General features: G+C 52.0%; 13 protein-coding genes. 8 read left to right on the top strand and 5 right to left on the bottom strand.

Annotated features, from left to right (window positions below; genetic code table 11):
* Window positions 1-163: 163 nt before the first annotated feature.
* Together WH37_RS16345 and WH37_RS16340 are read left to right on the top strand one after the other, a co-directional pair.
* On the top strand, window positions 164-1,057 hold the full coding sequence (locus WH37_RS16345; protein WP_046231689.1) for an ABC transporter permease: 894 nt from the start codon (window positions 164-166) through the stop codon (window positions 1,055-1,057).
* A gap of 18 nt (window positions 1,058-1,075) precedes the next feature.
* Window positions 1,076-1,954, top strand: coding sequence for a carbohydrate ABC transporter permease (locus WH37_RS16340; RefSeq protein ID WP_046231688.1), 879 nt, complete (start codon window positions 1,076-1,078; stop codon window positions 1,952-1,954).
* 269 nt (window positions 1,955-2,223) lie between these two features.
* Here WH37_RS16340 and map read toward each other — a convergent pair whose 3' ends face one another.
* Window positions 2,224-2,970 (bottom strand): type I methionyl aminopeptidase, encoded by a 747-nt coding sequence (map, locus tag WH37_RS16335; RefSeq protein WP_046231687.1) that lies wholly within the window; start codon window positions 2,968-2,970, stop codon window positions 2,224-2,226.
* Window positions 2,971-2,996: 26 nt separating this feature from the next.
* On the bottom strand, window positions 2,997-3,740 hold the full coding sequence (locus WH37_RS16330) for a TetR/AcrR family transcriptional regulator (protein WP_046231686.1): 744 nt from the start codon (window positions 3,738-3,740) through the stop codon (window positions 2,997-2,999).
* 345 nt (window positions 3,741-4,085) lie between these two features.
* Between WH37_RS16330 and WH37_RS33675 the strand changes: the two genes are divergently transcribed.
* Entirely contained in the window at window positions 4,086-8,474 is a 4,389-nt protein-coding gene (locus tag WH37_RS33675; RefSeq protein WP_052737015.1) for a glycosyl hydrolase 53 family protein, read from the top strand.
* A 70-nt stretch (window positions 8,475-8,544) separates the two neighbouring features.
* On the top strand, window positions 8,545-8,679 hold the full coding sequence (locus WH37_RS35595; RefSeq protein WP_143088513.1) for an AraC family transcriptional regulator: 135 nt from the start codon (window positions 8,545-8,547) through the stop codon (window positions 8,677-8,679).
* Window positions 8,680-8,862: 183 nt separating this feature from the next.
* Here the strand turns inward: WH37_RS35595 and ytxJ are convergent, their stop codons facing one another.
* Both ytxJ and WH37_RS16315 read right to left on the bottom strand, forming a co-directional pair.
* Complete coding sequence (ytxJ, locus tag WH37_RS16320) at window positions 8,863-9,204, bottom strand: bacillithiol system redox-active protein YtxJ (protein ID WP_046231685.1); 342 nt, start codon at window positions 9,202-9,204, stop codon at window positions 8,863-8,865.
* Window positions 9,205-9,440: 236 nt separating this feature from the next.
* Window positions 9,441-10,127, bottom strand: a complete 687-nt coding sequence (locus tag WH37_RS16315) for a GntR family transcriptional regulator (protein WP_046231684.1) — start codon at window positions 10,125-10,127, stop codon at window positions 9,441-9,443.
* Window positions 10,128-10,277: 150 nt separating this feature from the next.
* On the opposite strand from WH37_RS16315, the gene dapA reads away from it, so the two are divergent.
* The 3 genes from dapA to WH37_RS16300 all read left to right on the top strand — a co-directional run bounded on the left by dapA (window position 10,278) and on the right by WH37_RS16300 (window position 12,894).
* Complete coding sequence (dapA, locus tag WH37_RS16310; RefSeq protein ID WP_046231683.1) at window positions 10,278-11,168, top strand: 4-hydroxy-tetrahydrodipicolinate synthase; 891 nt, start codon at window positions 10,278-10,280, stop codon at window positions 11,166-11,168.
* Between the two features lie 119 nt (window positions 11,169-11,287).
* Entirely contained in the window at window positions 11,288-12,373 is a 1,086-nt protein-coding gene (locus WH37_RS16305) for a sialidase family protein (protein ID WP_046231682.1), read from the top strand.
* A 35-nt stretch (window positions 12,374-12,408) separates the two neighbouring features.
* On the top strand, window positions 12,409-12,894 hold the full coding sequence (locus WH37_RS16300; RefSeq protein ID WP_046231681.1) for a NanQ anomerase/TabA/YiaL family protein: 486 nt from the start codon (window positions 12,409-12,411) through the stop codon (window positions 12,892-12,894).
* A 100-nt stretch (window positions 12,895-12,994) separates the two neighbouring features.
* Here WH37_RS16300 and WH37_RS16295 read toward each other — a convergent pair whose 3' ends face one another.
* The gene (locus WH37_RS16295) at window positions 12,995-14,482 is read right to left on the bottom strand and encodes an MDR family MFS transporter (protein WP_046231680.1); all 1,488 of its coding nucleotides are present in this window, start codon (window positions 14,480-14,482) and stop codon (window positions 12,995-12,997) included.
* Between the two features lie 205 nt (window positions 14,483-14,687).
* Between WH37_RS16295 and WH37_RS16290 the strand changes: the two genes are divergently transcribed.
* A complete protein-coding gene (locus WH37_RS16290; RefSeq protein ID WP_046231679.1) occupies window positions 14,688-15,599 on the top strand; it encodes a TetR/AcrR family transcriptional regulator in 912 nt (303 codons plus the stop codon).
* The last annotated feature ends 231 nt before the right edge of the window (window positions 15,600-15,830 follow it).

The raw sequence follows: 15,830 nt of genomic DNA, 5'->3' as shown, positions 1-15,830 counted from the left end.
CAGTCTGCCCCCGGCAGGCTGCTTTTGTTTTTTTTTGCGAGGCTCCTGTGAAAAGTAGTTGCAATAGTGCCATCAATGTTGGTTCCGTCATGTGTTCAGGCGGTTTGGGGCGTTGCTATAATTGAGGTAATTCATACAATTGCGTTCAGGAGGATACTACAATATGAGGCAGCTAAAGCGCCACTGGCCGTTCCATCTCATGATTTTGCCATCTCTTGTTTTTCTGATTTTGTTCAGCTATTTGCCAATGGCGGGCATTGTCATGGCCTTCCAAGACTTTAAGCCCCGGTTGGGCATTACAGGCTCGGAATGGATCGGTCTCGATAATTTTCGCTATATGTTTGAGCGGGAGGACAGCTTGGAGGTTATTTGGAACACGCTGGTCATTGCGGTTTTAAAAATTATTTTTAACCTCGCAGCTCCATTCACCTTTGCTCTTTTCTTAAATGAGGTGCGCAAAGAGCTTTTCAAGCGTTATGTGCAAACGATGGTTTATTTGCCCCACTTCCTGTCATGGGTCATACTGGGTGGTATTTTGATCGACATCCTGTCTAGCGATGGCGGTTTTGTAAACCGGATTCTGGGCATGGTCGGGATCGGGCCGATCTTCTTCCTTGGAGAAGGCAACTGGTTCCGCTTTACGGTTATTATTTCCGAGGTGTGGAAAGAGTTCGGTTACGGAACGATTGTCTTTCTGGCAGCTCTATCGAACATCAACCCCTCGCTGTACGAGGCAGCCGAAGTGGACGGCGCAAGCCGCTGGAAGCAGACGCTTCACATTACGATGCCTTCGATGGTACCGATGGCGATTGTCGTAGGTACGCTGGCACTCGGCAACATTTTGAATGCGGGCTTTGACCAAATTTTCAACCTGTATAATCCGCTTGTCTACGATAAAGGCGACATTATTGATACGTTCGTTTATCGCACAGCGATTATAAGCGGGGAAATGGGCTTTGGAACAGCGGTCGGATTATTCAAATCCATTATCAGCATGATCTTGATTTTCGTCTCATACCGCATGGCCTATAAATGGGCAAACTATCGAATTTTCTAAGAATGGAGCGAGCCTAGAATGTACCATAAAACACTGTCATACCGCATATTTTCTATACTCAATAATACAGGGCTGCTGTTTATCTCGCTCCTGTGCATTATCCCGCTTGTTCATGTACTGGCGATTTCATTCAGCGCGAAGTCGGCGGCCGATGCCAATATCGTTAATTTGTGGCCAGTAGATTTCACTTTGGAGGCTTATCGCAAAACGATCGACAACCCGATCTTTTTAAACTCGATTTGGATATCTATAATGCGGACCTCCATTGGCACGGCGCTTACACTGCTGCTGGCGTTTATGGCAGCCTACCCACTTTCCAGAGAAAGCACGAGCTTCAAGGCACGTTCATACTACTCATGGATTTTCGTATTTGCGATGGTCTTCAATGGCGGGCTTGTTCCCTTCTATATGATGATCCAGAATTTGAACCTGATGGGCTCCTTCTGGGCACTGGTGCTTCCCGGAGCGGTTAATATTTATTTAACGATCTTGATGATGAACTTCTTCCGGGGCATTCCGAAGGAGCTGGAGGAGGCGGCGATGATCGATGGAGCAGGGCACTTCCGGGTGTTGTTCACGATCTTCCTGCCTGTATCGAAGCCAGCGATTGCAACGCTCAGCTTGTTCAGCATCGTGTTCCACTGGAATTCATGGTTCGACGGCCTGCTCTACACAGAGGGTGTTCACCAATATCCACTGGCGACCTTTCTGCAAACGGTCATTATTTCGCGTGACATGAGCTCGATGAGCCTTGATCCGGTATCGCTTGCCTTGATCTCGCAGAAGACAGTTAGTGCGGCGCAAATATTTATCGGTGCCCTTCCTGTCCTGATTATTTATCCGTTTCTGCAAAAGTTTTTCGTTAAGGGCCTCGTCGTAGGCTCGGTTAAAGAATAGCGTGACAAAGGTGATCGTGTGTGTTTTAGAAGATGTACAGGAGGCTGTTTTCCGGAAACGGAGAGCAGCCTTTTTTTGCGGCAGCCTCTATGGCTAGTAGATTGATCCAAAAGTAAAGGTTACAAAATTGCTACCAAAGTCATAATGAAAAACCTCATAACAACAAGGTTTTTCGTCGTTTCGGAATACGAACCTTCGCCAGGCCAAGCAGGACGGACTAGCGACTTATTTCCTAAAATGACGTATTCCCGTCCGCTTGCTTCTATTTTTTACTGGGCCGTTAAAATCAGCGGTCCGTCCGGCGTAACTGCGATCGTATGCTCATATTGCGCTGACAACTTGCCGTCGGCCGTTCTCGCCGTCCACCGATCATCATCGATCGTGATACGGAACGTACCTTCGTTGATCATCGGTTCAATCGTAAACACCATGCCTTCCTTTAACCGAATGCCTTTACCGGCTACGCCGATATGCTCGTAGCTCGGCTCCTCGTGCAGGCTCCGCCCGATCCCGTGCGCCAGCAGATCGCGTACGACCGAAAACCCGTTTGCTTCCGCATGCTGTTGAATCGCCGACGTTATGTCGCCGAGCCTTCCCCCAGGGAGCGCCCGGGCTATCCCCAGGTCCAAACATTCCTTTGCGACCTTCATTATTTTTTGCGCCTCCGGCCGGATATTGCCCACCGCATAGCACCAGCACGAATCGCCGAACCATCCGCCGTATTCCACGACGATGTCGAGCTTCAGCAAGTCGCCGTCCATAAGCACCTGGTTCGAAGGAATACCGTGGGCCACCACATCGTTGACCGAAATGCAGGTTTCGGCGGGGAAACCGTTGTACCCTTTCGTAAACTGCTTGCCGCCCAGCTTGGTGATGTGTCTGGCAACAAAGTCATTGATTTCCCGGGTGGTGATCCCAGGCTCAATCAGTTTGGCCACCTCGCGGTAGCAGTCTGCAACGATTTGGCTCGCCGGCTTCATTTCTTCGATTTCCCTAGGTGATTTTAAAATGATCATCTTTGTTTATTCGCTCCTTATCCATTCTATAATTTTAAAAACCGGGCGATATCCCTGGCCTCCTCGTGCAGCTTTCCGCGGCGAAGCGAAAGCGAGGCACAGCCGACCAAGGCGGCCAGCAGCATTTCCGCGTGCTGTAGCCGATACGGCGGCTCCGCCGCGTTTCCGCCGGAAGCGGCAGCCCCGTCCGCCGCACGCCCGGTTTCCAGCAGCGCGGCAAGCGGCGCGAGCACCTCCCGGCGAAAGGCAGCCGAGAGCGTGGCCGAGCGCGCTTCAGGCAGCGAGGCAAAGCCCTCACCGGCCAGCTTATACAGCAGGTAAAGGGCGTGGTCCTCCGCCCAAAGCTGCAGCAGCCGGACGCCGGCGGCGACAGGGCCAAGCTCTGCGGAAGCGGCCGTTTCGCGGCTTCCGCTTCGGGAATCCGCGGCAGCCGAATTCCCGGTGTCCGCCGCAGCAGCCAAGCCGAAATGCCCGTCCGCCTGCGCCTCCCCCAAAGCCGAAGCGCGGGGGACCTCCAGCGGAGCCTCTAGAGGCGTCTCCAACCATCCCCCGGCCCGCTCCAATGCGTCCCATAGCAGATCCTGGAGCAAATCGCCCTTATTGCTGTAATAATGGTATACCGTGCCATAGCCGAGTCCCGCCTGCGCGGCCACATCGCGGATTTCCAGTAAAGGCCCTTTATTCAAAAACACATCGGCAGCGGCTTTCCGGATTTGCGCCAGACGCCGCAGTCGGATCTCATCGTTTTGTTCCTTCGTGCGTGGAGTCATCTCGTCCGATCACCTCTTTTATTTTTGACCTGCTATTATGTCAATATAAAACATCAGCTTGCGAATAACAAGAGATTAGCTGGAATTCTTGTTAATCCCCGCGATGGGGCTTAAGCACGTTATTTCAGGATCTTTCTACTAGTTAGTTTTTGAAGCATCTGTTTGCGCAGGTTTTGCTTATGAAAACCCTATGAATGATAGCGTTACCAATATTCGGAATGCGGGGCGTCAAACAGGTTGCATAAAATGCTGGAATGTTGCTTTTGGTATGTATATCGCTTTTCATAAAATCGCTTACAATTAGTAGAAGCATGGAGAAACAATATAACCAAGGGAGAGGTTTACATGAAAAAGGGGAAAGGGTACATCAGCCTCGTGCTGGTCGTAGCGCTGTTTATGACGCAAATGGCCTGGCCGCAAGCCGCCGTAAAGGCAGCAGCAGCAAATTTGGCGCTTGGCAAAATCGTTACAGCAAGCGAAGAATATATAGATCCGCAGTGGGGCCAGCCGAAGGAATACGCGGTCGATGGCAATCCGGATACTGCATGGAGCGCAGCAAGCGCTGTTAATCCGACACACTGGCTCAAGGTGGATTTGGGCAGCGAATATGATCTTTCTGGCGTGGAAATCACCTGGAAGGATGATGAAATCGTCAATTATATCGTAGAGGTATCGCCGGACGATGTGAACTGGACGGTCGCTGCCGATAAATCGGCTAACGCGGTAAAGCAGCAGACGGCAAGCCTTGCTTTCGAGGCGGACAGCATGCGTTATGTGCGCGTCACGATTTCCTTTTATGCGGGAAGCGGCTGGTGGCCGGGCATTAAAGAACTAAAGGTAGGAGAGAAGGAAATCGTAAAAAATCCAGCGGACATTACCGGCTATGACGCGGTAATTTTAGAAACCTACAGCGGTACGGCTCCGAGCCTCCCGGCACAGGTAAATGCCGCCTATGCGGACGGCAGCTTTGGGCTGGTTGATGTGGCATGGGACGCTGTTGACCCGCAGAGCTATACGGGCGCAGGCAGCTTTGAAGTAGCAGGAACGGTAACGGGCGCAACCGTGCAGCCGAAAGCGTCAGTAACGGTGCTTGGCTACCGCGATGATTTTATTCGCGGGGTTGATATTTCGACGCTGACTGCAATTGAGGATAACGGTGGCAAATATTATGACAGCAATGGCGTGGAGCGCGATTTGCTGGACATTCTTAAGGATCGGGGCGTCAACTACGTTCGGCTGCGGGTGTGGAATGATCCGCAAAACTCAGGCGGCTACAATGATAAGGACGATGTGCTGAGACTCGCCAAGCGAGTAAAGGCGAAGGGGCTTAAGCTGCTCGTCGATTTCCACTACTCGGATGACTGGGCGCATCCGGGCCAGCAGGTTCGCCCTGCGGCGTGGAAAAACCTGACGATGCCTGAGCTGGGCCAGGCGGTATATGACTATACGTATGAGGTCATTTCTGAATTGCGGGCGGAAAATGCGATGCCTGACATGGTGCAGATCGGCAATGAAATTAACAGCGGTGTGCTCACGGGCAAAGGCGGTTCGGTTAATTTTGACGATCAGGCGCTGCTGCTGAACAGTGGTTCGTCCGCTGTCCGCGCCATACCTGGCGGCGATGATGTGCAAATTATGATTCATCTTGCTGAAGGCGGAAAAAATGCGACCTTCCGTTATTTCTTCGACGGGATCAACGGCAGAGTCGATTACGATATTATCGGATTATCGTATTATCCGTTCTGGCACGGTACGCTGGAAGCAGTGAAAAGCAATATGGACGATATGGCATTGCGTTACGGCAAAGAAGTGGTTATTGCCGAAACCTCATATCCGTTCTCTTATAAAAATGGCGATGCCCATGAAAATATTATCAACTCCGACCAGAAGCTGAAAACGGGAGGCGCAACATGGGACGCAACCGTTCAAGGCCAATATGACGCGATTCAAACGATTATGGATTTGATCTCCAATGTGGAGAATAACAAGGGAGCTGGATTTTTCTATTGGGAGCCGGCATGGATTCCATCGAATGTAGGCTGGATTGCGTCTGAGGGCGACGCATGGGAAAATCATGCGATGTTTGATTATGACGAATATCCAGCTAACGGCGGATATGCTTACAAGGGCTATGCACTGGATTCCTTGAACGTGTATAAGCACGGCTTGACGGCAGTTCCAGCAGATCGCCAGCATTTGGCGGCAGCAATTGCTGAAGCTAAGTCGCTCGTCGAGGCAGATTTTACGCCGCAGAGCTGGCCGCAGCTTGCACCAGCTATCAATCAGGCGCAGTTCGTTCATGATCAGGCGTATACGGCTCAAGGCGTAACGCAAGCTGACGTGGACGCAGCTGAGGCGCAGCTGGCTTCCGTTGTCGCTGGGCTTGAAGTAGTGCCAGCTGACAAGGCGGCGCTGACGCAGCTCATTGCCGATGCCGAAGCGAAGCAAGAGGCGGACTGGTCGGCAAAAAGCTGGCAGGCGCTGCAAAGTGCGCTTGCTATTGCACGGACGGCTTCTGGTGATGCAAGAGCTACGCAAACGGTCGTCAATCAGGCGGTTACTGGATTGCAGGCAGCGCTTAATGGTTTGTCGAACGTGGACAAAGGCACGCTGGTCACTACCATCGTATCGGCTGAACAGCTCGACGGTTCGGAATATTATGCGGCCGGATGGGCTTTGCTGCAAGCTGCATTAGGGAATGCGAAGGCGGTCAACAATGATGACCAAGCCGTTCAAACAGCGGTTGTGGCTGCGACTGAAGCACTTGTCTCAGCGATTCAAGCGCTTAAGCCTTTGCAGGATATCGCAGCGTTCAAAGCAGCAACCTCTTCCAGCAACGCGGGCAGTGGCGGCGGCAAGAGCAACGCTCCAGAAGGTGCTGTCGATCAAAATGAAGGCACTTCGTGGGGTACAGATAAAGGAGTGGACAGCTGGTGGATGGTCGATCTGGGCCAATCCTCGCTGGTGAAGAAAGTAGTGCTGAACAAATGGGCGGGAGTCGTCCATTACAAGGTGGAAATTTCCGATGATGGTGTAACGTTCCGCACCGCAGCGGATACGAAAACGCTCGCGATGCCTTCGGACAGCCACAAGCTGACGGACAACAACACGGGCCGTTATCTCAAGGTGACGATTACCGAAGGCCAAGGCTGGGTCGGCATGATGGACTTCAAGGCATTCGGGCTGGCTCTGGCCGATAAGGCCGAGCTGAATGCTGCTGTCGCTGAAGCGGCTGGCTTGACGCAAAGCGAGTACACGTCGGCAAGCTGGTCTGTGCTTGCTGAAGCGCTGGCTGCTGCGCAGCGGGTAAGCGCTGATCAGGAAGCCGATCAGGCGCAGGTAGCTGCAACCGCAGCAGCAGTGACAGCTGCGGTTGCAGGGCTGAAAGTGGCGACGGAACCAGAGACGCCGACGCCAACACCAGGGGAGCCGACGCCGACAGTATCTCCGGTAACGCCAACACCATCGACGCCGGCGCCAACGGCATCTCCGGCGACGCCAGCGCCGGGCACATCGACGCCCGCTACTCCGACGGCGAGCCCGCAGCCAACAGCAGCGCCATCGGCTGCTGTCATTACCATCGCGAACGGCTTGCCGGATGCTTCCGGCAAGCTGGTCGCGACAGTCGCCGCCAGCGAGCTGAGCAAGGCGGCGACGCAGGCGAACGGGAACGACGTCACGATTCGCGTCGTTCCAGCAGCTGCAGCACAGCAGGCAGTTGTACAGCTGCCCGCGGCTGCTATTAAAGAGCTGACCGATCACAACGTTCCGGTGCTGCATGTATGGCTGGACGGCGTACGCATCAGCGTTGCCGTCGAAGCCCTTGCTGGAGCAGCGGCGCAGAACACCGCCGCGATGCTGGCTTTCACAGCCGAGAAAGTAGACTCGGCTGCCCTTACAGCAGAGGAGCGCGCGAAGGTTGGCGCGAATCAGGTTTACGATTTGACGCTCGCTTATGATGGCAAGCAGATAACCTGGAGCGAAGGGCAAGTGGAAGTAGCCTTGCCGTACACATTGAAAGCAGGCGAGCAGCCGCATCAGGCAGTCGTTTATTATTTGAACAGCAATGGCAGTGTAGAAGCCGTCCATAGCGGTGTATATCGCGAGACGGATCAAGTGATCGTATTCAGAGCGGAGCATTTTAGCCGTTATGCAGCCGCTTATGCAGATGTTTCGTTTGACGATATCGCGCAGTATCCATGGGCGAAGGTTGCAATTGAAGGCCTTGCGGCCAAAGGCATCGTTCAAGGCACAGCTGCGGGCAAGTTCCAGCCTGCAGGCAGCGTAACCCGTACGCAGTTTGTGCATATGCTCGTTCAGGCGTTCGGTCTTAAGAGCACAGACGGCGCTACAACGAAGCTGAGCGACATCAAGGCTGGAAGCTGGTATGAGCAGTCTGTCCTTGCCGCAGAGCAGAATGGCATTATTCAGGGCAGAGCGGATGGCTCCTTCGGCATCCATGCTTCCATTACACGTGAAGAAATGGCGGTTATGCTGCACCGCGCTGCGAAGCAAAGCGGATTCGCAGCAGGGGCGGCGCAGCCTACAGGTGCAGCAGCCACCTTCACGGATGCCGAGCAAATCTCGGATTATGCACAGGAAGCAGTGGCTGCCATCAAGCAGCTTGGGCTGATTTCCGGCATGGGCAATGGCGCTTTCGCGCCTCAGGCAACAGCAACTCGGGCACAATCCGCAGTCGTCATTGCCAAAGTGCTTTCTGTATTATATGAATAGCCACAAAGCCTACTAGAGCAAATAAAGACGGTGTTCCAGGTCGATAGCGACCGGGACACCGTCTTTTTGCATGTGCCCGAGTCTATCGCTCGACAAAACCGCCGGCTGTATTGGCTTCGACAATCGCCGCACCTTCTATAAAGTGTTCCGCAAATTTGTCGGCCAGAAGCCAGGCGAATATGGCAGCAGCTCGGAGCGGAGCTGACAGAGGTGAATGTGATGTAAAGCGGTGAAGCGTGTAAAGCGGGAGTAAGCTGCAAATGTGTGTGCTGCTGGGCACAAAAGCCTCGCTCTTGACGCACGCCAAAAAAACCGAGCAGCTTGCGGAAACAAGCTGCTCGGTTTTTAAGCTTTTGCAAGTGAAATCTGTTTTGCAGATGAAATCAGATTAGTCAAGAACCGCCGTAATATGCTCGGACGTAATCGCCCAATGCGTAGCGCTCCAAACCTTCTCTTGATTTTGGATGAAAATAATTTGCGGCGACTCGTGCTTAACCGACGTATCTTCAGCGATTTTGTTCGATACAAGGCGGGATTCGATGACCTTTACGAGGACATAATCGGTATCCTGGCGCGGGTTAGCGTCCAGGTAGGCTGTGAATTCGCGGTGCGCGTTCGCGCTTACCGGACAAGTTGTACTATGCTTGAAAACAACCAGGGCACGATCTTTTGAGCCTTCCAAAGCGGCATCCCATTGCTCTGCTGAATCTATTTCACGATATTGTGTCATTTGTAACACTCCTTTTGTCTGTTAATCAATAATAGATATTAGCTTACTTCCCTTTATTGTACTCTTCTCCGAGTAAAAAGTCATCTTGCCTTTTATTTAGGCAGACGGCAAAGAGAAGGATTGACGAGGCTGAGGGGTTAAGCTATATTATAAGCATCAAATGATGTATACAACATTTATCATTAGAAGCGCCAAAGAACAAAACGACAAAACGAATAACCGCTTGCCAATATGGGCTAAATAGAGCCGCCATTTGCGGTGATTTTGGCGATGAGGCGATTTTTGGAGTCCTCCAAATGCTCACGAATCACCTCGCGCATTTGCGCAGCATCGCCGAGCTTAAGGACGGCAATTATGTTTTGATGCTGCTTAATGGCGGCAGTTACCATTTCTTTGCTGATCAGCGAGCTGCTTGCAGCGATGAAGCGATAGTTCATTAGGCTTTTATAGATCGCTACGTTATGACTGTTGCCGCCCAGCTGCATGAATTCCAAATGGAACAGCAGATTGTAGTCCTTCTGCAAATATTGATCGAGCGTAAGGGCATCAAGCTCGCGCAGCGACAGCTCGACGATGCTTTCCAGCCTTCTAATTTCTTCATGAAGCTGTTGCTTCGTGCAGGAGCTGAGCTTGTCCACAACCCAAAATTCGAGCATCATCCGTGTGTCTGTTGCATTCATCACATCCTGTACATCAATCGCATTGACGAAGGTGCCGACTTTGGAAACCGTCTTCACGAGGCCATCCATTTCCAGACGGTTCAAGGCGTCGCGAATTGGCGTTCGGCTAACGCCAAGCTGGGCGGCCAGCTCAGGAATAAGCAGCTTCTGATTGCCAAGAAATTCGCGGCGGATTATTTTTTCCTTTAATATATTGTAGGTTTTGTCCCACAGGTTAGAATTATCAATTTTCGGCAAATCCATTTTGCGGCACCACACTTTCAACGGTTTCATCTTAAATCTTATATACATCATATTTGGTGGGCTGTCTAGCGGTCATCGGTGTGCAGGCGAGCAAGCAGCATATGGCGCGAAGTAAAATGTAAGGGCTTACTTAAAAAAGGAGGACTAGCGATGGAATTGGCGAAAGGTATTATTCCGGCAATGGTTACCCCGTTTGATGAGCAGGAGGAGCTGAACGAGCAGGCGCTTTGTTTGATGGTGGAGCGGTTCACTGAAGCTGGGGTGCATGGTTTGTTTTGCCTCGGGACGAATGGCGAGTTTTTCTCGCTTTCCTTCGAGGAGAAGGTGCGAATAGCAGAAACAATTGTCCGAGAATCGAAGGGACGCGTTCCGGTCTATGCCGGAGCAGGCTGCGCGAGCACGCTGGAAACGGTTCGATTGGCTAAGCGGTTGCAGGAAGCAGGCGTCGATGCGCTCTCGGTCATTACCCCTTATTTCCTTGCGTTTACACAGCAGGAGCTGATCTATCATTTTGAGCAGGTAGCGGCAGCGGTTACGATTCCCGTCGTGCTGTACAACATTCCCGCTCGCACAGGGAATGCGTTGCAGCCTAAAACGGTAGCTGAGCTTGCGAAAATCCCGAATATTATCGGCATTAAGGACAGCAGCGGCAGTTTTGATACGATTTTGCAATATATCGACCAGACGCCTGATTCATTCTCGGTTATGGCAGGAACGGACTCGCTCATTTTGCCAACGCTTATGGCGGGCGGAAGCGGGGCGATTGCGGCGACAGCCAATGTTTTTCCGGCACAGGTGGCGGCGATCTATGAGCATTTTCAGGCGGAGCGTTATTGGGAAGCAGAGGAAGCGCAGCGGGTGCTGCGGGATTTGCGAAGCGCCTTTGCGCTTGGCACGCTGCCATCGGTGTTGAAAGCGGTGCTGAATGAAATCGGCGTGCCTGCCGGTCCATCCCGTCGTCCGGTAGCGCCGCTGACTCCCGCCGCGTTTAGCGAGGTTAAGCAAATGATCGAGAAATACAGGCAGCAGGGGCTTTTATGAAAAAATAAACCTTACTCCGCAGCACGCTTGCAGGCCGCTTTACGTTCACCGCGAAACGGGCTTTTGCCGCCGCTTCACAGCAGATAGCGCGTTTACGCCAGCTCAAGGGGGATGACGAGATGAGTCGATACACGAAGCCAATGAAACCGCAGCATCTTCAGCATATTGAAATTTACCGCAAAGACAATGAGTTTTGCTCTTGGCCGTTTAATGGTGGTTTGTGGAGAATAAGCGAAGGGAATATTTTGCTCGCTTTTATGAACATTGACTGTGACTATCAGATTCCCGGAAACCTGAACCACGACCGGGTGGAAACCTTCGGGCGCATCGCTGCTGTCCGCACGCTCGATGGTGGCCGCAGCTGGCAGGAGGCTGCGCAAATCGCCGACAATTACAAGCTGCTGGATCAGCTTCCGTATGGCAAGGCGCATACGTTCGAGGAGGGCTTCGATTTCTCCGACCCGAATACGCTGCTCGAATGCTGGTGTACGCCGAACTCCGCGGTTGATCACGCCCAGGCTTGGGTGAAAATGTCGCGTGACGCAGGCGCGAGCTGGAGCGAGCCAGTGATGCTTCCTGACTGTGGCATTCCTCGCTATCAGGGCAGGCCATCGTATATTGTGCGGCCCGACGGCGTTGTGCTGCTGTTTCTGACGGCAAGGCTGCGGAATAATCCACATGATCGCCCCGTCGTCTTCGCTTCCTTTGATGACGGCTGCAATTGGTCGCTTGTGTCGTTAATGCCCCGCAGCGAGGAGTATCGGATGATTTGTCCATCCCCCGTGCTGATGAAGGATGGCGTCATTATGGTTGCGGTCAGATGCAAGCCAGCGATGGTAGCGGCATGGTGCGAGCTCTACGCCTCGGACGATGGCGGGTTGACCTGGCGCTTCGTCTCGCGCATCAACGACCATGGCGATACGGTGCATTTGACGCTGATGGAGGATGGCAGGCTGTTTGCCGTATACGGATTCAGAAGGCCGCCCTTTGGCATTCGGGCAAGGGTAAGCGAGGATAACGGGCTAAGCTGGGGGCCGGAGCTGATTTTGCGTGACGATGGCGGCAGCAATGATCTTGGTTATCCGCGTGCAGTTGAAACGACTACCGGAGAAATATTAGCGACTTATTATTTTAATGATGCAATGGATACGATTCAGCAAAGAGGCGGCGTACGCTATATTGGCGGCACGATACTCAGGCCCTGACCGTTAATTATCCATTTATGAAGGAGCGGACTACGATGATCATTAGCGATTTGCGAAGCTGGGAGCAGGAACCAGGCTGGCTGCCGCCATTTCGGCAGGCACTGGCTTGGCTGGAGCGGGAAGTAACGGAGGATACGCCGGCTGGAAAATATGATATCGACGGCGAGCGCCTATTTGTGCTCGTCCAGCATGTGGCGACCCGTCCAGCGGAAGAGCAGCTGGCGGAGTCTCACAAGCAATATATCGACATTCAGCTGCTGCTGAAAGGTCGGGAGCTCATTCGCGTCGCCCGCGACAATGGGGAAGCTGTCGTTACAGCAGACGAGTTGGACAGCCGCGACCGCTTGTCATATAAGGAAGTAAGCGATGAATCGGACGTTGTGCTGACGCCCGGCATGTTTGCCGTCTTTTTCCCGCATGATATCCACCGTCCATGCTGCAGCGTTGAAGCGGAAATGACAATACGCAAGGCGGTCGTGAAGCTGCATGTTTCGCTGCTCGAGGACGCAGCGGCTTCTTAATAAAGGAGTGAGTATGTTGCATGTAAATAAAAAGGCTGACTCCTGCAGTATGCAGGAATCAGCCTTTTTTTGTTGCCTAAAATAGGAATACCCGTGGGAGTTAATGACCCATCATCATCGCAGGGTCCGGTGCATCTTCCTCTTGTTCATGATCATCCCCCAGCTTCGGCTTGCGCAGGATGATGCTTAATAAAACTCCTGCTACAGCAATGCCTGCTGATAGGAAGAAGGTATCGCCGAAAGCGAGCGACATATTTTCTAGCATATTGCTGCTAGCGCCTGTCTCGGTCATATGAGCCGTGATCTGAGACGAGAAATAACCCGTCAGGCCAGCAATGGCAAAGGATGTAACGACCTGTTGGCTGGCAGATGTCAACGGAGTTACCCGGCTCACGAGCCTTCTTGGCGCGGAGTTCAGCACATGGGTATTCAGCGGCATCATGGATAAGCCCATTCCCGCTCCCATCATGCCAATCGGGATCATAACGAGACCGATCGGGGTATCCGCCCCAATCTGGGACAGGGAGAACAAAGCGATCGTAATGATGGATAATCCCGTTAAAGCTAATGGACGTGCGCCCAATTTGTCGAACAGCTTACCGCTAATCGGCATAAAGATCATCGAGCAGATGGCCATCGGCAAGGTAGTCAGTCCGCTTTCAAGCGCAGAGAACCCGCGAACATTTTGCAGGTACAATGGAATCATCAGCATCGATCCGAACAAGGCAATTTGTGAAATCCATGATAAAATAATACTGCGAGTAAAATCGGAGGAGCGGAACACGCGCAGCTCCAGCAGTGGTTGCTTCTGTAATAGCTCGACGATAATAAACAGAATGAGAGCCGATCCACCTACGATTAATCCGGTTAAGGTTCGAGTGGAGCCCCAGTCTGTTCCGCCCTCGCTCACACCGAATGCCAGCATAGCGAAGGCAATAGGAGCGAGAATCATCCCCAAAATATCGAGTGCAGGCGCTTTTTGACGTTCGAGATTCGGCAAAAATTTATTGCCGACAATCAACGCGGCAATACCGATAGGGAGATTGATTAGAAAAATCCAGTGCCAGGAAGCAAAGCCAATCAACCAGCCGGATAAAATCGGGCCAATGGCCGGGGCGAGCAGCATCGGAATGCCGAGCATGCCCATAACAGCTCCGCGTTTGTTGGATGGCGCCATCTTAAAGATCATGGCCATACCGATAGGGGAGACCATGCCGCCGCCAACGCCTTGAATGATGCGAAACAAAACAAGCTGCTCAGGCGTTTGTGCCAATGCGCATAGGATGGAGCCCAGTGTAAACAGCGCGATTGTAATGAGAAATATTCGCTTAGCCCCGAATTTATCTGTCATCCATCCGGCAAGCGGAATAACGGCTGATAAAGCCAGCGTATAGCCCGTGATCGTCCACTGGATCGTTTTGAGCGAGCTGTCGAAGTACTCTTGCAGGTTAGGAACGGCAACATTGACGACGGTACTGTCCAGAATGACCATCATCATGCCAATAATGACGGCAAGAAGCGGCGCCAATATCGATTTGATGGAGAATTCCGGCTCTGAGGCTAACTGTGAAGCATTTGGTGTAGACATGTGTAGGCTCCTCGCCCTCTCTTGGTATTTGTATGCCGATCTGAGCACAAAGAAATATGCAGCCTAGCCAGCCGCTCCTTGACGAAGAAGGAGTAGATTTTGTAAAATTGACTTATAGTTTCTTTGTAAAACTGGTCGGTCACGCTAGATTTTATTTTATCGATATTTTGCTGAAAGTCAAATGATTTTGAGAGAAGGGATTTTATTGAGCCTGATTAGAGACCGAATTATTGAGTCGGCCGTCCGCCATTTTATAGAGAAGGGCTATGCGGCGACATCGATTCAGGATATTTCCGATGATTGCGGAATCGCCAAAGGTTCCTTATATAAATATTTTTCGTCTAAAGAAGAACTATTCAAGGAAATTCATAAAAGCCGGCAGCAGCTGCTAGATGATCAGCTCGAAGGCATTCTTACGGAAGTGGGACTTACGCCTCGTGAAGTTTTTGTGCGGGAAACGGAAGTGACGCTGGAGTTTTTTTTGACCAATAAGTTCATTATGCAGGAAATCAAGGAGCTGATTAAAACGAAAAAGGAGATGGCGCCCTTTTTCCTGCAAATGCGGATGAGGTTGCTCGACCATCATAGAAAAAGTCTGATTCGCCTGCTTGGTGAACAAATAACGCCTCACATTTGGGATATCGTGACCGTGTATGGCGGGATAATCAAGGAGTTTAACTTCCTGATGATTTTTGAAAATAAACCGCTCCGCATCAGGGATATCGCCCTCTTTACTGTAGGAAGGCTGGAGGAAATGGCTGCGGGCATTTTGGCGAAGCAGGAGACTCCGATTTTAACTGACGCGTTGATGTGCGATATGGTGGACAATGGATTGGAAGGCAAACGGGTGTCAGTGGAAGAGCAGCGGAGTCAATTGCTGGATGCCTTGCTGGCTATTATTAAGGAGCTGGCCATTACGGGCTCCAGACGAGCCCAACTCGTCGATGCGGCCCTGGCGCTTGCCGAGGAATTTGCACGTGACCAGCCTAAAGTGGTCATTATCCAGGCGCTGCTTAGTTTGCTCCAGCAGGAGCATGAGCTTAGCAGCCTCACCCTCCAGCTGGAGAAATATGTGAGGAAGCTCAAGAACGATAGAGAATGTTCTGCGCCATGCTAATTCTGTTGTTACAATAAGCGCTCGTCGCGTTCCATATGCTGAAAGGTTTGATGATGGGAGAAAGGGGGACAACTCATGCAGCTAAGAGAAATTGAGGAGCGGGACAATGCACAGGTGGAGTCATGGAACCGAGCATTTTGCTTGCGATGCTTGGTATATGAAAGCTCTGTAATCCTTTGACAGCACGGCAGCTCGTTCGTGCGTGAAGAAGCCCACTCCTCAAAGTGGGCT

The sequence above is a fragment of the Paenibacillus algorifonticola genome, assembly GCF_000971975.1.
Lineage (GTDB): Bacteria > Bacillota > Bacilli > Paenibacillales > Paenibacillaceae > Pristimantibacillus > Pristimantibacillus algorifonticola.
Note: the sequence above shows the minus strand (reverse complement) of the source record. Positions and strands in the feature narration are given on the sequence as shown.